General features: G+C 64.8%; 19 protein-coding genes. 5 read left to right on the top strand and 14 right to left on the bottom strand.

Annotation, left to right across the window (positions count from 1 at the left end; translation table 11 throughout):
• Positions 1-52: 52 nt before the first annotated feature.
• The gene (locus tag EYF70_RS13155) at positions 53-619 is read right to left on the bottom strand and encodes an SRPBCC family protein (protein WP_131145810.1); all 567 of its coding nucleotides are present in this window, start codon (positions 617-619) and stop codon (positions 53-55) included.
• Between the two features lie 351 nt (positions 620-970).
• Positions 971-3,079: an elongation factor G gene (fusA, locus tag EYF70_RS13150; RefSeq protein ID WP_131145809.1), complete on the bottom strand. Its 2,109-nt coding sequence runs from the start codon at positions 3,077-3,079 to the stop codon at positions 971-973.
• 164 nt (positions 3,080-3,243) lie between these two features.
• Between fusA and EYF70_RS13145 the strand changes: the two genes are divergently transcribed.
• On the top strand, positions 3,244-4,311 hold the full coding sequence (locus tag EYF70_RS13145; RefSeq protein ID WP_131145808.1) for a phospholipase A: 1,068 nt from the start codon (positions 3,244-3,246) through the stop codon (positions 4,309-4,311).
• 43 nt (positions 4,312-4,354) lie between these two features.
• On the opposite strand, the gene EYF70_RS13140 is transcribed toward EYF70_RS13145, so the two are convergent.
• The 10 genes from EYF70_RS13140 to mltG form a co-directional block, all read right to left on the bottom strand.
• On the bottom strand, positions 4,355-5,491 hold the full coding sequence (locus EYF70_RS13140; RefSeq protein ID WP_131145807.1) for a serine hydrolase domain-containing protein: 1,137 nt from the start codon (positions 5,489-5,491) through the stop codon (positions 4,355-4,357).
• A gap of 5 nt (positions 5,492-5,496) precedes the next feature.
• Positions 5,497-5,694: a hypothetical protein gene (locus EYF70_RS13135; RefSeq protein ID WP_131145806.1), complete on the bottom strand. Its 198-nt coding sequence runs from the start codon at positions 5,692-5,694 to the stop codon at positions 5,497-5,499.
• A gap of 139 nt (positions 5,695-5,833) precedes the next feature.
• On the bottom strand, positions 5,834-6,751 hold the full coding sequence (locus EYF70_RS13130; RefSeq protein ID WP_131145805.1) for a class I SAM-dependent methyltransferase: 918 nt from the start codon (positions 6,749-6,751) through the stop codon (positions 5,834-5,836).
• Positions 6,752-6,910: 159 nt separating this feature from the next.
• Positions 6,911-7,639, bottom strand: a complete 729-nt coding sequence (locus tag EYF70_RS13125) for an ankyrin repeat domain-containing protein (RefSeq protein ID WP_131145804.1) — start codon at positions 7,637-7,639, stop codon at positions 6,911-6,913.
• Entirely contained in the window at positions 7,639-8,421 is a 783-nt protein-coding gene (locus tag EYF70_RS13120; RefSeq protein WP_131145803.1) for a TatD family hydrolase, read from the bottom strand. The genes EYF70_RS13125 and EYF70_RS13120 overlap by 1 nt, the downstream gene beginning before the upstream one ends.
• A gap of 239 nt (positions 8,422-8,660) precedes the next feature.
• Positions 8,661-9,176, bottom strand: a complete 516-nt coding sequence (locus tag EYF70_RS13115; RefSeq protein WP_131145802.1) for a GNAT family N-acetyltransferase — start codon at positions 9,174-9,176, stop codon at positions 8,661-8,663.
• Between the two features lie 26 nt (positions 9,177-9,202).
• Complete coding sequence (locus EYF70_RS13110) at positions 9,203-9,592, bottom strand: PilZ domain-containing protein (RefSeq protein WP_131145801.1); 390 nt, start codon at positions 9,590-9,592, stop codon at positions 9,203-9,205.
• A gap of 89 nt (positions 9,593-9,681) precedes the next feature.
• Positions 9,682-10,707 carry a DNA polymerase III subunit delta' gene (locus EYF70_RS13105; protein WP_131145800.1) on the bottom strand — a complete coding sequence of 342 codons (1,026 nt, stop codon included), beginning with the start codon at positions 10,705-10,707 and terminating at the stop codon, positions 9,682-9,684.
• 2 nt (positions 10,708-10,709) lie between these two features.
• The gene (gene tmk / locus EYF70_RS13100) at positions 10,710-11,339 is read right to left on the bottom strand and encodes a dTMP kinase (protein ID WP_131145799.1); all 630 of its coding nucleotides are present in this window, start codon (positions 11,337-11,339) and stop codon (positions 10,710-10,712) included.
• Between the two features lie 26 nt (positions 11,340-11,365).
• Positions 11,366-12,358 (bottom strand): endolytic transglycosylase MltG, encoded by a 993-nt coding sequence (mltG, locus tag EYF70_RS13095; RefSeq protein WP_131145798.1) that lies wholly within the window; start codon positions 12,356-12,358, stop codon positions 11,366-11,368.
• 153 nt (positions 12,359-12,511) lie between these two features.
• On the opposite strand from mltG, the gene ygfZ reads away from it, so the two are divergent.
• The 4 genes from ygfZ (at position 12,512) to EYF70_RS13075 (ending at position 16,194) form a co-directional block, all read left to right on the top strand.
• Positions 12,512-13,519, top strand: coding sequence for a CAF17-like 4Fe-4S cluster assembly/insertion protein YgfZ (gene ygfZ, locus EYF70_RS13090; protein ID WP_131145797.1), 1,008 nt, complete (start codon positions 12,512-12,514; stop codon positions 13,517-13,519).
• 13 nt (positions 13,520-13,532) lie between these two features.
• Complete coding sequence (locus EYF70_RS13085) at positions 13,533-13,820, top strand: DUF4936 family protein (protein WP_131145796.1); 288 nt, start codon at positions 13,533-13,535, stop codon at positions 13,818-13,820.
• Positions 13,811-14,635, top strand: coding sequence for an NRDE family protein (locus EYF70_RS13080; protein ID WP_131145795.1), 825 nt, complete (start codon positions 13,811-13,813; stop codon positions 14,633-14,635). Before EYF70_RS13085 ends, EYF70_RS13080 begins: the two co-directional genes overlap by 10 nt.
• A gap of 189 nt (positions 14,636-14,824) precedes the next feature.
• A protein-coding gene (locus EYF70_RS13075; protein WP_131145794.1) for an IS3 family transposase occupies positions 14,825-16,194 on the top strand; the annotation gives its coding sequence in 2 pieces (ribosomal slippage) (positions 14,825-15,308 and positions 15,308-16,194; 1,371 coding nt in all).
• Positions 16,195-16,251: 57 nt separating this feature from the next.
• On the opposite strand, the gene nfsB is transcribed toward EYF70_RS13075, so the two are convergent.
• Both nfsB and EYF70_RS13065 read right to left on the bottom strand, forming a co-directional pair.
• A complete protein-coding gene (gene nfsB, locus EYF70_RS13070) occupies positions 16,252-16,905 on the bottom strand; it encodes an oxygen-insensitive NAD(P)H nitroreductase (protein WP_131145793.1) in 654 nt (217 codons plus the stop codon).
• An 83-nt stretch (positions 16,906-16,988) separates the two neighbouring features.
• Positions 16,989-17,996 carry a zinc-binding alcohol dehydrogenase family protein gene (locus EYF70_RS13065; protein WP_131145792.1) on the bottom strand — a complete coding sequence of 336 codons (1,008 nt, stop codon included), beginning with the start codon at positions 17,994-17,996 and terminating at the stop codon, positions 16,989-16,991.
• Positions 17,997-18,060: the final 64 nt, after the last annotated feature.

Genomic DNA, 18,060 nt, shown 5'->3' with positions numbered 1-18,060 from the left:
TCAGTGCATTTGGTCGGTACGTAAGGTTGGTACTTAAGGTTAGTACGTAAGGTCAGTGGGTGACCCGGGGGCCGTCCGGACCGTCCTGGATCGTGCCGCGCCATGCGCCGGTCTCCTTGCCGCGCGATTCGATCAGTTCCTTGAAGCGCTTCAGGTTCTTGCGCGCTTCCAGCCCGACCGCGCCGATCAGGTCGCCGGCCGATTCCACCGCATCGGTCGGCGTATAGCTCATCTCCAGCACGATCTTGGTGCGCGAAGCGCCTTGCGGCTCGAAGCGCACCACGCCGCTGTTCGGCGTGCCGGTGGTGCTGCGCCAGGCGATGCGCTTGTCGGGGATCTGTTCGACGATCTCGGCATCCCATTCGATCGGCTTGCCCAGCACGTCGGCCTTCCAGTGCAGTCGCTTGTCGTCCAGCTGGCGGATCTCATGCACGCTGTTCATGAATTTCGGGAACTCCTCGAACTGCGTCCACTGGTCGTAGGCCGTGCGCACCGGCACGTCGACGGTGATTTCCTCGCGCGCCGTCGAGCCGCCCTGGGCATTGCCCTTGCTCTTCAGGTACTTGGCGAGATAGGCGCTGCCCGCGGCGACGACCGCGAGGGTAAGTAGTCGTTTCATCGTTTCTCCTTGGCTTGGTGATGGGTTGGATGTCGCGAATAGGTTGGATGTCGCGAATAGGTTGGATATCACAAATGCTGGCCAATCAGGCGCCTTGGGCCAGCACCAGTGGCCCGACCTTCAATCCTAGCCCCGTCCGGGATCGCAGCCTATTGGGTGTATTCCGATCCGGATGTAGGTCCATGCTGGCAAGGCGTGAAATTTCTTGTGCCCCTCGGCAGCATCGGTGGCGGCACCCGCCAGGTTCATGCGGGCCCGGCCGGGTGCGGGGGCATAACGTCGCGCAGCAGAGCGCCGCGATGACAACCCGGGCTTGCCCCGGGTCTTGCCGCGTTTCTACCCAGCTCTTCGTCAGGCCCTGATCTTCGTCGTCGCGATCTGCTCGAGGATATGCTTCGGCACGCCGGCGTAGTGCTTGAACTCCATCGTGTACGTGGCGCGGCCCTGCGTCAGCGAGCGCAGGGTCGTGGAATAGCCGAACATCTCGGCCAGCGGCACCAGTGCGCGCACCAGCTTGCCGCCGCCGCCGGGGATCTCGTCCATACCCTGCACCATGCCGCGCCGCGTCGTCAGGTCGCCCATCACGTTGCCCATGAATTCCTCGGGCGTCTCGACCTCGACATCCATGATCGGTTCGAGCAGTTGCGGGTCGGCGCGGCGCATGCCGTCCTTGAACGCCATCGAGCCGGCCATCCGGAACGCATTCTCGTTCGAGTCCACGTCGTGGTAGGAGCCGAAGGTCAGCGTCGCGCGCACGTCCACCACCGGATAGCCGGCCAGCACGCCCGAGCGCAGCGTTTCGGTGATGCCCTTGTCGACCGCCGGAATGAATTCGCGCGGCACCACGCCGCCCTTGATCGCATCGACGAATTCATAGCCCTTGCCCGGTTCGAGCGGTTCCAGCTTCAGCACCACGTGGCCATACTGGCCCTTGCCGCCGGACTGCTTGATGAACTTGCCCTCGACATCGGCCACGGCCTTCTGGATGGTTTCCCGGTAGGCTACCTGCGGCTTGCCCACCGAGGCCTCGACGCCGAATTCGCGCCTCATCCGGTCGACCAGGATTTCCAGGTGCAGCTCGCCCATGCCGGCCATGATGGTCTGGCCCGATTCCTCGTCGGTATGCACGCGGAACGACGGGTCTTCCTGCGCCAGGCGGGACAGGGCAATGCCCATCTTTTCCTGGTCCGCCTTGGTCTTCGGCTCCACCGCCTGCGAAATCACCGGTTCCGGGAACACCATCTTTTCCAGCACGATCACGTGGTCGGGATTGGACAGCGTGTCGCCGGTGGTCACGCCCTTCAGGCCGACGGCCGCGGCGATGTCGCCGGCAAACACTTCCTTGATTTCCTTGCGCTCGTTGGCATGCATCTGCAGGATGCGGCCGAGCCGCTCGCGCTGCCCCTTGGTCGGGTTGTACACGGTGTCGCCCGAGTTCACCACGCCGGAATACACGCGGAAGAACGCCAGCTGGCCGACGAAGGGGTCGGTCATGATCTTGAATGCCAGCGCGGCGAACGGATCCGAGTCGCTCGGATGGCGTTCGATCTCGTTGTCGTCCTCGTCGTGGCCTGCGATCGCCGGCACATCGAGCGGCGACGGCAGGTATTCGACCACCGCATCCAGCATCGCCTGCACGCCCTTGTTCTTGAACGCGCTGCCGGCCAGCATCGGCACGATCTCGCCGCGCACCGTGCGGGCCCGCAGCGCCGTCTTGATCTCCGCTTCGGACAGCGTGTCGCCGTTCAGGTATTTCTCGGTCAGTTCCGGTGTCGCTTCGGCGGCCGCTTCCACCAGCTTGTCGTGCCACTTCTGCGCCAGCTCCCGCAGGTCGGCCGGGATGTCCTCGTAGGTGAACTTCACGCCCTGGCTGGCATCGTCCCAGATGATCGCGCGCATTTTCACGAGGTCGATCACGCCCTGGTAGTGGTCCTCGGCGCCGACCGGGATCTGGATCGGCACGGCGTTGCCCTTCAGGCGGTCGCGGATCTGCTGCTGCACGCGGAAGAAATCGGCGCCCACGCGGTCCATCTTGTTGACGAAGGCGATGCGCGGCACCTTGTACTTGTTCGCCTGGCGCCACACGGTCTCCGACTGCGGCTGCACGCCGCCCACGGCGTCGTACACCATCACGGCGCCATCGAGCACGCGCATCGAGCGTTCCACTTCGATCGTGAAATCGACGTGGCCCGGCGTGTCGATGATGTTGATGCGGTGTTCCGGGAAGTTGCCGGCCATGCCGCGCCAGAAGGCGGTGGTGGCCGCCGACGTGATGGTGATGCCGCGTTCCTGTTCCTGCTCCATCCAGTCCATGGTGGCCGCGCCGTTGTGCACCTCGCCGATCTTGTGGTTGACACCCGTGTAGAACAGGATGCGCTCGGTGGTGGTGGTCTTGCCGGCGTCGATGTGGGCGCTGATGCCGATATTCCGGTAGCGCTCGATGGGGGTCTTGCGGCTCATGGCATTCTCCTTGGAGGGCGCGACCGCGTGATCGCGCTCAAAAATTGTAGCAGCATCGGGTCGGCGAAGCTGGCGGCCCGTTTCTTTTTTTCAAGCCCAGCCGTGCGACCGACGGTTGCCATTCTGCATATACTCGCGCGATGCCCAAAAACAAGATCATGACAATGAAAAAACATTTTGCCCCCTGCCTTTCGGCCATGCTGGCCCTCTCCCCTTGCGTCGCCGGCGCACAGAACGCGCCGGCAGCGATCGATCCGGCCCTGGGCCGCTGCTCGATGATGTCCGATCCGACCGAGCGCCTCGGTTGCTACGATGCGCTGGTCAACCGGCCAAAGGATCCGCCGCCGGCGGCCGCCGCCAATCCGGACCAGCAGCAAGGCGCCTTCCCCGGGGGGCAGGTGGCGAAGACGGCCGAACCGGACGCACCGGCGGCCGAAAAGCCGGTGGTGTCGGTGCAGGTCCCCCTGTGGGAGCTGGACCAGGACAGCAAGCGCGGCGTCTTCAATTTCCGGCCGCACCGCGACACGTACCTGCTGCTGGCGAACTACAGCAACAGCACCAACAACGCCCCCTTCAACGAGGTCACGCCGGGCGGCATCGATGCCAAGCACGTGGAACTGGCGTACCAGCTGTCGTTCAAGATGAAGATGCTGGAATCGATCGCCGGCTCGCCGGTCGATCTGTGGTTCGGCTACACGCAGCAAAGCTTCTGGCAGGCCTACAACCGCGATGAATCGAGCCCGTTCCGCGAAACCAACTACCAGCCGGAAGTCATGGCGATCGCACCGATCGGCAAGCGGCTGGGCGGCTTCGACTTCCGCTACGCGGGGCTGGGCTTCGTGCACCAGTCGAATGGCCAGACGGCGACGCTGTCGCGCAGCTGGAACCGCGCCTACGCGGAACTGGGCGGCGAGTACGGCAAGCTGGCCGTGACGGCGCGGATCTGGAAGCGGCTGGACAATTCGCGCTCGGATAACGACAACCTCGACATCACGGATTTCATGGGCCACGGCGACGTGCGCTTCGTCTACCGCGACGGTGGCAACGAATACTCACTGATGGCGCGGCGCAACCTGCATACCGACCACGGCGCGCTGCAGCTGGGCTGGGCGATGCCGCTGCGCTCGAACCTGAAGGGCTACGTGCAGTTCTTCTCCGGCTATGGCCAGAGCCTGATCGACTACAACTATTCGCAGATGTCGCTGGGCGCCGGCTTCCTGGTCGGGTTCTGAGGCCGCGCGGCAGCGCATCCCGAGCAGAGCCTACCAGCACAGCCTAGAGGCACAGCCGCACCGAGTTGCACAGCAGGGTGATGACGTCCACGCCCAGCACGGGCGACTGGAAAAGCCGGTGCTCGCCGGGCAGTATCCGCCGGGTGAGCGGTTCAGCCAGTGCCAGGCCGTTCTCGCTGTTGGTCAGCATCACCAGGCCATCTCCCGTGCCGAGCGAGGCAATTGCGAAGGCGCGGTAACCGGGATTGTTACCCCATTGCCAGATATACGCATCGTCCCGGCCACGCTCGATGCCCCAGCCGAGGCCCCAGTCGAGTTCCAGGTCGGCATCGGCGGGAACGGGCGACGCGGTGACCTGCTGCATCGCCTCGCCGTCGTCCAGCAGCGCGGCAAGGAATCGCCCGTAGTCCGCAGCGCTGGTGTGCAGGGAGAACGCCGCATTGGCTTCCCGCAGCTGCAGTGTCTTTCTGGGAGCGCCGTTCGCCTTGGTGCCGCCCAGCAGGACGGGCGCGAGGCGGTCGTCGAACACGTAGGCGCTGTGGCGCATGGCCAGCGGCTCGAACAGCCGCGCGGCCATGAACCGGTCGAGCCGCTGGCCGGCGATGGCTTCCACTGCACGCTGCAACAGCACGTAGCCTTCGCCGGAGTATTGCCAACGCGTGCCGGGCGCCGCATCGAACCGCAATGGCCCGGAAGCCCAGTTCGGCATTCCGGACGTGTGGTTCAGCACCATCCGGCCGGTGACCGCCTGCAGCCGGGGATCGGTGACCACTTCGGCAGGCTCCGGCTTCAACGGCTCATGCCGGTGCCGGTAGCCTTGCGGCAGATAGCCTGCCAGTGGCGCATCAAGATCCAGTTTTCCTTCCCGCGCCAGTTGCAGGACCGCATAGGCAAACAAGGGCTTGCTGAGGGAAGCCGCCTGGAACACGCTGCCCGCGCCGGGCGCCGGCGCCGCCGGGCAACCCGCCGCGGCATGGACCGTCTCCAGCTTGCGCTGCCGGATGACGGCCACTGCGACGCCACACACGTTGTGTTGTTTCGCCAGGATCGCCAGCGCTTCGGGCATTTCCAGCGCCGTGACATCCGTTGGCGGGGCGGATGCACAGCCGGACAGCAGAACGGTGATTGCCGCCGCCGGGAGCAGCGATGCCAGGGTGCGTGCGTACGCGCCGCGGTTCACGCACCTCACCGGCGGCCGCCGCCCAGCACGCGCGCCGGCAGCATCACCACCGCGCGCAGCAGCTCGAAGATGGCCTCGACACCGATGCCGATCAGCCGGAACGGCAGCAACAGCAGCCACAGAACGGGATACAGCAGCAGCGCCAGCAGGGCGAGCGGCCAGCAGAGCAGCAACAGTACCAACCACAGGATAAAGCCCAGCATGGCGTCCTCGCGACGGTTATCGAAACACCATGGTGCCAGCCGCGGCGGCGCCGCTCAACGGCGGCGCGACGAAAGGCAGGATCGGCCGACCGGACGTTGAAAAAGCGGGATGAATCGCGGAGCCTGGGCGGCTGGTGCCTCAGGCGTAGGCGACGACCTGCGGCTGCAGCGCGGCCTGGTACAGCAGGCGGGCCGTGAGGCGGGCCTGCAGGGACGGGATCGAGCCGCCGGCGCGGTAGGCAAAACCCACCTGCAGCACGTCGCCGGCCTTGACCGCGACGGGCTGTTCCAGCGGCAGCGACATGAAGTGATTCAGCCAGTCGATCGTGGTGGCGCGCTCCTGGACGACGGACAGGATGGTCTTGGTGATGAAGCGGATGGCACTGACGGTGCCGTCGCGGTCGATGACGAACTTGCCTTCCCAGCTGTAGCTGGTGTCGTTCGCCTGGGTAAAATCGATCACCGAGTACACGGCCGGCTGGGCCATCTCCACCGTGCCGGGCTGCGCGGCGCCGGGCTGCTGGAATTGCACGATCGGCGCGTGGAAGCCTTCGAAGTCGTATTCCTGCTGCATCGGCTGGGCCGCCATCAGCACCGCCTCGGGCAGGAACACGGGCAGCGGGCCGCCGAACTTCTGCAGGTAGCGGCGCTTGAAGTTCTCGATGAGTTCCACCTGCTTTTCACGCAGCATGGCCACGTGCAGCATCTCGCAGATGACGACATCGACCGGCTCGGGCGGCAGGTATTCGAAGGCATCGGCATGGATCACCTCCACCTTGCCGGCGCAGCGGTTCAGGGCGAGGAAGCGGCGTGCTTCCTGCACCATGTCGGGATTGAAGTCGATGCAATACACCTTGTCGGCCCGCTGCGCCGCGAAGAACGACAGCGCCCCGGTACCGCCGCCCAGCTCCAGCACCTTCATGCCGGGTTGCACCACGTGGGCGATCGCGGCACGGAAATTGTGCATGCGGTTGGTGTCCATCAGCATGTTGTGATGGTAGTGGACGGGGATGAACTGGCCCAGGTAGCAGCTTTCAAGCTCGCGTTCCGACAGCATGGCATTTCCTTCTCGTGGCGACAGCGACATTATGTGCAACGAGCGGCCCCGGCAAAGCGCGGAGGTTGGCGGGAAAAATGGCTTAATTCGGCGGGTTTGATTGGCCGAGCTTGAGCCGGCGGGCTCGGATTGGATGACTGGTGCGCCGGGCAGCGCGGGTCAGCGCGACATGACCTGCTCGGCCTGGTGCTGGCGGATCGCCTTGGCGATCCACGGCTTGTCGGCCCGTTCGGCGAATTCGGCGGCATCGCTGCGGAAGCCGGCGTCGCGCAGGCTGGCGTCGGCGCCTTCCTTCAGCAGCAGCTTGACGGCGTCTTCCTGCCCTTCGCGCGCGGCCAGCATCAGCGGCGTGACCTTGGTCGGCGATTCGGCGTCGATGTAGGCGTGACGGTCCAGCAGCAGGCGCATGATGTCGAGCGCGCCGGCCGCGGCGGCGTAGTGCAGCGCCGTCCAGCCGGGGCGGTTGACCTGGGCGCCCTTGGCCAGCAGGGCCTTCACGGCCGGCATGTTGTTCTTGAACGCGGCCATCATCAGCGCGGTATTGCCGTTGCCGGCCTGCGCTTCGAGGTCGATCTTCGGTTGCGCCAGCAGCAGCGCAAAGACATCCATCGCATCGTTGCGCAGCGCGACGATCATGCCGGTCTCGCCCCGCTCGGGGTCGCGCACATTGGGATCGAGGCCGCGCGCCAGCAGCGGCTTGATGCGGCCGGCGTCGTTGACCTGCGCGGCGCGGAAGAAGGACACGGCATCGTCGGCGGTGGCCGGCGTGGGTGAAAACACAGAAGCGACGGCCACCGTGGCCACGCCGAGGCGCAGCGCGATCCGGTTGCGCAGCCGGGCGCGCAGTTTGCGCAGCCGCTTGGCGAGGCCCCGCAGCGAGATCCGCATCAGGCCTCCGCCGCCGCGAACAGCTTGAAGAAGTTGGCGCTGGTGGCGGCCGCCACTTCGTCGACCGTGACGCCTTTCAGCTTCGCGATGAACTCGGCCACGTGGGCCACGTAGCCCGGTTCGTTCGTCTTGCCGCGGTACGGCACCGGCGCCAGGTACGGCGAATCCGTCTCGATCAGCATCCTGTCCAGCGGCACTTCGAGCGCCACGGCCTGCAAGTCCCTGGCGCTCTTGAACGTGACGATGCCCGAGAACGAGATATAGAAGCCCATCGCCATCGATGCGCGGGCCACGTCGAGCGATTCGGTAAAGCAGTGCATCACGCCGGCCACGCCGCCCTGGTCGGTGCCGGCGCCCTCCTCGGCCATGATGCGGATGGTGTCTTCGCTGGCCGACCGGGTGTGGATGATCAGCGGCTTATGCGCTGCGCGGGAGGCGCGGATATGCGTGCGGAAGCGTTCGCGCTGCCATTCGAGGTCGCCCTCCAGCCGGTAATAATCGAGGCCGGTTTCGCCGATCGCGACGATCTTCGGGTGCCTGGCCAGTTCGACGAGCTGGTCGACGGTGGGTTCCGGCGTGTCCTCGTAATCGGGATGCACGCCGACGGACGCGTAGAAATTAGGGAACTGCTCGGCCAGCGCGAGCACGCGGGGAAAGTCCGGCAAGTCGACGGACACGCACAGCGCATGCGTCACCTTGTTCTCCGCCATTTTCGCGCGGATTTCCGGCATCCGGGCTGCCAGCTCCGGGAAGTCGATGTGGCAGTGTGAATCGATGAACATGGGTCGATTGTAGCCGATCCACGAAAACCGGTGACAGGCTCCGTTTTCCAGGAAATGTTGCAAATTAACTGGAGCCTGTCACCGGTTTTCCGCTCCAGAGTCGCCGAGTGAAAAGAAATGTTTCACCGAAAATGGGGACGTACCCTATTTTCCTGGCAATGTTTCCCGAAAAATGGGGTCCGTCCCCATTTTTTCGGGTCCGTCGCGATTTTCCTGGTGCCTATCTTCTTCCTTACAAGTCAGGCGACGCGCTTGCCCAGGATGATCAGGTCGCGTTCGACGCCGTCCAGGTTGGCGACGCGGGGGAAGTGGGCCCATTCCTCGAAGCCGAACTTGCGGAACAGCGCCAGGCTGGCGCCGTTGTGCCCGAAGATGAAGCCGAGCACGGTATGGACCTTCACTTGCGGCGCGAAGGCGATCGCTTCGCTCAGGGCGTACTTGCCGATGCCCTTGCCGCGCCAAGCTTCGTGGATGTAGATCGACACCTCGGCCGTGCCGGAATAGGCCGGGCGGCCGTAGAAATTCGAGTACGAAATCCAGCCGAGGATCTCCGGGTGCGCCGAAGTGTCGCCGGCGCGTTCGATGACCCATAGCGGGCGGCGCCCGGGCTGGTGTTCATGGAACCAGTTCAGGCGCGACTCGACGGAGACCGCTTCGGTATCGGCGGTGACCTCGCGCGACGCGATGGTGCTGTTGTAGATGGCGACGATGGCGGGCAGGTCGTCGAGGGTGGCGAGACGGTGTTGGAAAGACATGTGGCGAAAGACCCGGAGGCCGGCGGTTACAGTGTATGGGTGGCGCGCGAAGAGCGCAGGGCCGCGCCGAGGATTTCCTCGATGCGCGCGCGGGTGCGCTGGCCCGCTTCGTCGTCCGGGAAATGGACGCCGATGCCCTGCGCCTTGTTGTTGTTGGCACCCGCCGGCGTGATCCACACGACCTTGCCGGCGATCGGGTACTTGTTCTGGTCATCCATCAGCGACAGGATCAGGTAGATCTCGTCGCCGATGCGGTAGCTGCGCGTGGTGGGCACGAAGATGCCGCCGTTCTTCAGGAAGGGCATGTAGGCCGCGTACAGGGCCGCCTTTTCCTTGATGGCCAGCGACAGCACGGCCGGCCGGGTGGGCGGCCCGGCATTGCCGGCGGCATTCGGATCGGGAGGTATGGTACTCATCGGCACTTGTCCATCATCGGCATCAGTCCATCGTCACTCATGCATCGTCATTCAGGCATCGTCACTCATGCATCGTCACTCTTGCATCGTCAGCGGCAGCACGACGTATAGTCGAGCAGCAGGTCTTCCAGGAACAGCTTCGGCGACAGCGGATGGTCCGACGTGGCGCGCCGCTCGGCCGTGCTCTTGATCGCCGCCAGCAGGCCGGACACCGGCACCCGGTCCGCCAGCCCCTTCAGCTCGCGCTGGTAGCGGGGATAGTAGCGGATCCGGCCGGACAGCTTCAGCGAGAACAGGTCGTACAGCCAGCGCTGCTGCCACGCCACTACGGACGTCAGCGGCACCTTCTGCATCTTGTCGGCCGTGCGCAGCGCATTCTCGACCGAGGGGTGGGCCAGGTACTGCAGCAGCGTGTCCATGTCCTCGCGGCTGCCGGTTTCCGCCTGGGCCAGCGCGGCCAGCGGCGCGCCGCCCTGCTCGCTCAGCCAGCCATCGGCCTGCGCCACGCCCTGCGATTCCAGCCAGGCCAGCGCCTCGGCGTGCGGCGGCATCGACAGCGCGAACTTGCGGCAGCGCGACAGGATGGTCGGCAGCAGGCGGTCCAGGCTGTTCGACGACAGCAGGAACACGGTACCCGGCGGCGGTTCTTCCAGCGTCTTCAGCAGCGCATTCGAGGCCGGCATGTTCAGCGCCTCGGCCGGATACAGCACCACCACGCGCAAGCCTTGCCGGTGCGTGGAGATGTTCATGAAATCGGCCAGCGAGCGCACCTGCTCGATCTTGATTTCCTTGGAAGGCGCCTTGCTCTTCTTCTTTTCCTCGCCCTCCTCGCCCTCGCCGGCGCCGTCGTCCTCCAGCGCTTCGGGGCGGATGCGCCGGAAATCCGGGTGGCTTTGCTGGACGAACCAGCCGCACGACGCGCACGCATTGCACGGGTGCCCGTCCGCGCGCACGTCCTCGCACAGCAGCGACTGGGCGAAATGCTCGATGAAGTCGGCCTTGCCGATGCCGGCCGGGCCGTGGAACAGCACCGCGTGGGGCAGGCGCTGGCGCACCTGCTGCAAGGTCTGCCACGCATCGCGTTGCCACGGATAGATCGCGGAAGTCGTTTCCATGGTCACTCCAGTGCGGCGACGATGGCCGCCAGCTGCACGCGGATCGCATCGATCGGCTGGGTGGAATCGATCACCCGGAAGCGCCGCGGTTCCTGCGCGGCGCGGCGCAGGTACTCGTTGCGCGCGGCCAGGAAGAAGTCGGCCTTTTCCTGCTCGAACCTGTCGAGCTGGCGGGTGGCGTCGAGCCGGGCCCGCGCCACCTCGAGCGGTACGTCGAACAGGATCGTCAGGTCCGGCCACAGTTCCGGGTGCACCCAGTTGGCCAGCGTGTCCAGCTTGACGAGTTCCAGCCCCCGGCCGCCGCCCTGGTAGGCGAAGCTGGCGTCGGTGAAGCGGTCGGAAATGACCCAGGCGCCGCGTGCCAGCGCCGGCTCGATCACCTGGGCGATGTGCTCGCGGCGGCTGGCGAAGACCAGCAGCGCTTCCGTTTCCAGGTGCATGGCTTCGTGCAGCACGAGTTCGCGCAGCTTCTCGCCCAGCGGCGTGCCGCCCGGTTCGCGGGAACTGACCAGCTCCACGCCACGGGCGCGGATCAGCTCACCCACGTACTGGATGTGCGTGGATTTGCCGGCGCCGTCGATCCCCTCGAACGTGATGAACTTGCCGCGTGCCGCCGGGGTACCCTGGCTCATCGACTCCCTGCTCATAAACTTCCCACTCATTGCCTGCGCTGGTACTGGTTGACCGCCCGGTTGTGATCGGTCAGGTTATCGGAAAAATGGCTCGTGCCGTTGCCGCGGGCGACGAAATACAAAGCCGTCGTCTTTGCCGGCGCCAGCGCGGCACCCAGCGATTGCACGCCCGGCAGCGCGATCGGCGTCGGCGGCAGGCCGTTGCGCGTGTAGGTATTGTACGGGGTGTCCGTTTCCAGGTCCTTCTTGCGGATATTGCCGTCGAATTTCTCGCCCAGGCCGTAGATCACGGTAGGGTCGGTCTGCAGCATCATGCCCAGCTTCAGGCGGTTGACGAAGACCGCGGCGATCATCGCCCGCTCGGCCTTTTGACCGGTTTCCTTTTCCACGATCGAGGCCATCGTCAGCGCCTGGTACTTGTCCGCATACGGGAGATCGGCGGCGCGCTGCGCCCATGCGGCATCGAGGTGCTGCAGCAGCGCCGTGTGGGCCTGCTTGTAGATCTGCAGTTCCGACGAGCCCTTGGCGAACAGGTAGGTGTCGGGGAAGAACAGCCCTTCCGGCTGCTTGTACTGGGAACCGAGTTTTTCCATCAGCTGGGTGTCCGACAGGCCCACGGTGTCATGTTTCAGACCCTTGTGGGCGGCGATCGCCTGGCGCATCTGGCGGAATGTCCAGCCCTCGATGATCGTCAGCGATTCCTGGGCGAACTCGCCGCGCACCAGCTGGTCGATCAGCCGCAGCGGCGTGGTGCCCGGCTTCAGTTCGTAGGAACCGGCCTTCAGCTTGCCGCTCTTGCCGGTGAAGCGCGCCAGCAGGTTGAACAGGAGCGGCTGGATCGGCACGCCCGCTTCGGCGATCTGCTGGCCGGCGGCGTGGGCGCCGCTGCCCTTGTTGATGGTGAACGGGATATTGTCTCCCTCGCCAACGATCGGCTGCTCCGACCACCAGGCGAAGCCGCCCGCCGCGGCCGCCGCGACCAGCACGCCGAGCGCCAGCGTTTTTGTTATGAATGCCATGTCGTATGCTCCCCGCGCGGGGCCGCGCGACCCGTTTTGGGGGTGGCCGGCGCGTTTGGCGCGGGATCTTTATAATGAGCCCGTAATCATAATGCCTTCGCAGGCAACTGAGTGGGCCTTCGTGGGCAATATCTAGCCAAAGTATCTAAAAATATGAACAACTGGAATCAACTCCTTGCAGCTCCCGCCGAAGCGCCCACGCGCACCGCGCTGGCCGCCGGCTTCGTGGCCCCGGTCACCGACCTGGGCCTGATCGCCTTCAGCGGCGACGATACGGCCGCGTTCCTCCACTCGCAGCTGACCAACGATGTCGAGCACCTGGGCGCCGGCGAAGTGCGCCTGGCCGGCTATTGCTCGCCGAAGGGACGTCTGCTGGCCAGCTTCCTGATGTGGAAGGACGAGCAGTCCGTCTACCTGCAACTGGCGCGCGACATCCAGCCGGCGATCCAGAAGCGGCTGCAGATGTTCGTGCTGCGCGCCAAGACCAAGCCGGTGGACGTGACGGAACAGCGCGTGGCGCTGGGCCTGGGCGGCGCGCTGGCGGAAGCGGTGCTGCAAACCTGGTTCGACGCCCTGCCCGCTGCGCCGTACACGAAGCTGGACCATCCACTGGGCACGCTGCTGCGCGTGGCCGATGCGTTCGGCGCGCCCCGCTACCTGTGGCTGACCACGCCGGAAACGGCCACCACCGTGGCGCCGGAACTGGCCGACCGGCTGGTCGTCGGCGGCAACGCGGCGTGGCGCCTGTCGGATATCCATGCCGGCGTGCCGCTCATCGCCGCCGCCACGCAGGAACAGTTCGTGCCGCAGATGATCAACTTCGAGCTGCTGGGCGGCGTGAACTTCAAGAAGGGCTGCTACCCGGGCCAGGAAATCGTCGCGCGCAGCCAGTACCTGGGCAAGCTGAAACGCCGCACGGCGCTGGTGACGATCGACGATGCCACGGTCGGTCCCGGCACGGAAGTCTTCACGCCAGCCGATCCCGGCCAGCCTTGCGGCATGGTCGTCAACGCGGCGCCCAACGGCGGCGGCGGCGTCGATGCGCTGGTCGAGATGAAGCTCGATGCGCTGGAAGCGGGCGACGTGCGCGCCCGCGCCGCGGATGGCCCCGCGCTGGCGTTCCAGCCGCTGCCCTACGTGCTGGACAAGCTGGAAGTGTGACGGGCCGGTGCTGATGGACCTGTATGTCTATTACCGCGTTGCCACGGGCGACGCGGAAGCACTGATGCCGCGCGTGCGTGCGCTGCAGGCGCAACTGGCAGCCGCCCATGGCGTGGCGCCGCAACTGAAACGCCGGCCGGACAGCCCGGACGGCGTGCAGACGTGGATGGAAGTCTACCCCGCCACCACGCCTGGTTTCACGGCAGCGTTGACGCAAGCCGTCGCCGCTGCCGGCCTGGACACGCTGATCGCGGGTCCCCGACATACTGAACTCTTCATGGATATCCCCTCATGTGCCTGATCGTTTTCGCCTGGCGCGTGGTACCCGGCGTGCCGCTGATCGCCGCCGCCAACCGCGACGAATACTATGACCGCGCCAGCGCCGCGGCCGGGCCGTGGGAAGAAAACCCGCAAGTCATCGCCGGCCGCGACCTCAAGGCCGGTGGCAGCTGGATGGGCGTGACGCGCCCGGATGGCCCGGACTGCCAGTGGGCGGCCAACGTCTCGCCGCTGCGCGCGCGCTGCCAGGACGGCGGCTTCGCACCGGTCGACAGCGATGGCAAGGCGCCGTCGCGCTTTGCCGCCATCACCAACATCCGGGCGCCGCAGGACCACGACCCGCAGGCGCCGTCGCGCGGCATGCTGGTGTCGAACTTCCTGTCCGCGACGATGAGCGCGCGCGACTATGTCGAGCAGATCCGCCCCGGTGCCGGCGCGTACAACGGCTTCAACCTGGTGTTGTGCGATGGCGAGGAACTGGTGTGGTTCTCCAACCGCGGCGACGCGGACCCGCGCAACGGGCAACCGCTGGGCCCCGGGGTGTATGGCCTGTCCAACGCGCTGCTCGACTCGCCGTGGCCGAAGGTCCTCAAGACCAAGGCGCAATTCGCCAGCCTGCTGTGCCTGGGCGCGCCGGAAGAAGCCTATTTCGAGATGCTGGCCGACACCGCCCGCGCACCCGACCAGCGCTTGCCGGACACCGGCGTTCCGCTGGAGCGCGAGCGGCAACTGTCGGCCGTCAAGATCGAATCGCCCGACTACGGCACCCGCACCTCGACCCTCGTCAAGCTGTATGCCGAAGCCCCGGCCGTGCTGCACGAGCAGGTGTTCCGCTGACCGAAAACCGGTCACAGGCTCCGATTATGAAAACCGGTGACAGGCTCCGATTACGTTCGAAAGGTTCCAAAAACCGGTGACAGGCTCCGATTATGTTCGAAAGCCTCTCGAAGGCCTCTCGAAAGCTTGTAGAAATCGGAGCCTGTGAACTGAACCCTAAAAGTTGGACACCAACTTTTGGGGTTTTTCATGGCGAAGTATGGTGTGCAGTTCAAGCAAGAGGTGGTCGATCGATATCGAGCCGGGCCATTGGGATGCGTTCGTCTTGGCAACGAAATGGGCGTAGATCCTAGTCTGGTCTATTTATGGATCAGGCTATACGACGCTCATGGTGTGGCGGGACTGGAGAAGAAGCAACATAGGCACAGCGCTGAGGGCAAGCTATCGATATTGCAGTACATGTGGAAGCATGAGTTGTCATGTTTCGAGACGGCCGTGATTTTCAACGTGCGCCATACCGGCAGCATCGGCCAGTGGGAGCGCTGTTATCATAGCGGCGGTATAGATGCGCTCAGTCCCCGACCGCGCCAGAGACCGAAGAAAATGCCCACATCCCAGCCGCCCGCGCCGCAAACGCCTCTCGATGAAGAGGCCAAGACCCTTGAAGAGCTTCTCAAAGAAGTGAACTACTTGCGGATGGAGAACGCCTACCTAAAAAAGCTGGGGGCCTTGGTTCAGGAACAGAAGCAGCAGCGTGCGATAGCGCGCAAAAAGCGAAAGTAATCACTGAACTGAGGCAGCGTTTCCCTTTGGATGGCTTGCTGGAAGTAGCAGGCCTGGCGCGCAGCACTTACTACTATCAGCAGCAAGTGGCCAAGCTAGGCGATCGTGACGAGGCCTTAAAAAATCGTGTTCAGGGCGTCTTCGACGGCAACCACGGGCGCTATGGCTATCGCCGTGTGGCCGCTGAGATCCGCAAGGACGGGCATAAAGTTAACCACAAACGTGTACAGCGTTTGATGAGCGAGCTCGGCTTGAAATCGCTGGTGCGGCCGAAGAAGTATCGTTCTTACAAAGGCGAAGTGGGCGAAGCTGCAGATAACCTCTTGGACCGCGATTTTGAAGCTGCGGCCATGCACGAGAAGTGGGTAACTGATGTCACGGAGTTCAATGTCGCTGGCAAAAAACTGTATCTCTCGCCGGTGATGGATCTGTGCAACGGCGAGATCATCGCCTTCGAGACGAACACCCGGCCAGTGCTGAGCTTGGTTACCAACATGGTTAAAAAAGCTCTGCGAAAGCTCGGCAAAGACGACAAGCCAATCCTTCACTCGGACCAGGGATGGCACTATCGGAAGCCCGCTTACCGGAAGGCGCTGGAGGATAAAAATGTCGTGCAGAGCATGTCTCGCAAAGGAAATTGCCTCGACAACGCTGCCATGGAGAGCTTCTTCGCCGTACTCAAGACTGAGTACTTCCATCTGCAGAAATTTGCCAGTATTGAGGAGCTGAAGAAAGGCCTGGTGAAGTACATCCGCTACTACAATCACAAGCGCATCAAGCTTAGGTTGAACGGGCTGAGTCCCGTGCAGTACAGAACTCAGCTACAAGCAGCATAGCTAACAAACCGTCCAACTTCTTGGGGTCACTTCACTGTCACCGGTTTTTGCAAGCTTTCAGATGTCGGTAAACACCTGCTCGGCGGGCAGCCGCGATTTGGGCAGCTTGGCGTTGAAGTCTTCGCCGCTGCTGTAGCCCAGCGAGACGATCACGGTGCCGGTGAAGCCCTTGTCGCGCAGGCCCAGTTCCTTGTCCAGCACTTCGGCATTGAAGCCTTCCATCGGCGTGGCGCCCACGTCGAGCAGCGCGGCGGCCTGCAGCAGCGTGCCCAGCGCGAGGTAGGTCTGCTTTTCGTACCAGAACGGGACGTCCTTCTGCGTGAACCGGTGCAGGTTGGTGTACGACATGCGGCCGGCATGCTGCGCCGACTTCGCCGCGTCGTTGACGAAGCGCCCGTCCCTGGCTTCCTGTTCCAGCACGGCGGCCAGCTGCGCCTCGTCCGGCGCCACCTTGGTGGCCAGCACGATGACGTGGGAGGCGTCGCGGATCTTCGCCGCGTTGTACTGGAAGCCCGCCTCGGCGGCCCTGGCGATGCGTTCCTTGCCTTCCGGCGTGGCGGCGACGACGAAATGCCACGGTTGCGAATTGACCGACGACGGCGCGAGGCGCAGCACCTCGCGCAGCTGGTCGATGATTTCCGCCGGAACCTTGCGTTCACGGTCATACGATTTCACGGTGTAGCGCTGGCGCGCCTTGGCAACGATATCCATTCGGGACTTTCCTGTTGAAGAATAAAAAACGGGCGCCATGGTACCGCGTCGCGCGCGCTGGCGGCAACGCGGCACCGGCATGTTCAGAAACCGGCCAGCACCAGCTTGCCGCGCGCCTTGCCGCTCTCGATGATGGCGTGGGCGCGGCGCAGGTTCGGCGCATCGATCTTGCCGATGTGTTCGCCAACGGTGGTGCGCAGCTCGCCGCTGTCGACCAGCGCGGCCACGCGGTCGAGGATGTCGCGCTGGCGCGCCATGTCCGCCGTTTCAAACATCGAACGGGTAAACATCAGTTCCCAGTGCAGCGAGATGCTCTTGCGCTTGAGCGGCATGGCATCGAGCGTGTCCGGATCGTCGATCAGCGCGAACTGGCCTTGCGGCGCGAGGATGTCGACGATGTCGGCGTAGTGCTGGTCGGTGTGCGTCAGGCTGATGACGATATCGGCATACTTGAAGCCCAGTGCCTGCAATTGCGCCTGCATCGGCCGCGCATGGTCGATCACGTGGTGCGCGCCCAGTTCGGTGACCCAGCCGGCGGTCTCCGGCCGGGAGGCGGTGCCGATCACGGTCAGCCCGGTCAGTTTCCTGGCCAGTTGCGTCAAGATCGAACCGACGCCGCCCGCGGCACCGATGACCAGCAGCGACCGCTCGGCACCGCCGCCCTCCGGCACGTTCAGCCGGTCGAACAGCAACTCCCACGCCGTGAGCGACGTCAGCGGCAATGCCGCGGCATCGGCAAAGCCCAGCGTTGCCGGCTTGTGCCCGGCAATCCGCTCGTCGACCAGGTGCAGTTCGCTGTACGAGCCGGGCCGCGTCAGCGAACCGGCGTAATACACCTCGTCGCCCGGCCGGAACGCGGTGACGTCGCTGCCCACCGCTTCGACGACGCCGGCCACGTCCCAGCCCAGCACCCGGGGCTGCGCGACGGCCGCACCGCGGCGCACCTTGGTGTCGACCGGATTGACCGACACCGCGTGCACCCGCACCAGCAGGTCGCGCGGACCGGGCACGGGATCCGGCAGAACCATCTCGACCAGCGACTCCGGGTCCTCGATCGGCAAGCCATGGCGGGTATAAACGATTGCTTTCATGTGCTGGTACTCCAGTTGAGTTGACGGGGACCATCATATGGCGGGAGTGGCAACGCAAAAAGCC

Source organism: Pseudoduganella albidiflava (genome assembly GCF_004322755.1).
GTDB lineage: Bacteria > Pseudomonadota > Gammaproteobacteria > Burkholderiales > Burkholderiaceae_D > Rugamonas > Rugamonas albidiflava.
The sequence above is the reverse complement of the archived record's forward strand: the minus strand, read 5'-3'. Positions and strand labels throughout refer to the sequence as shown.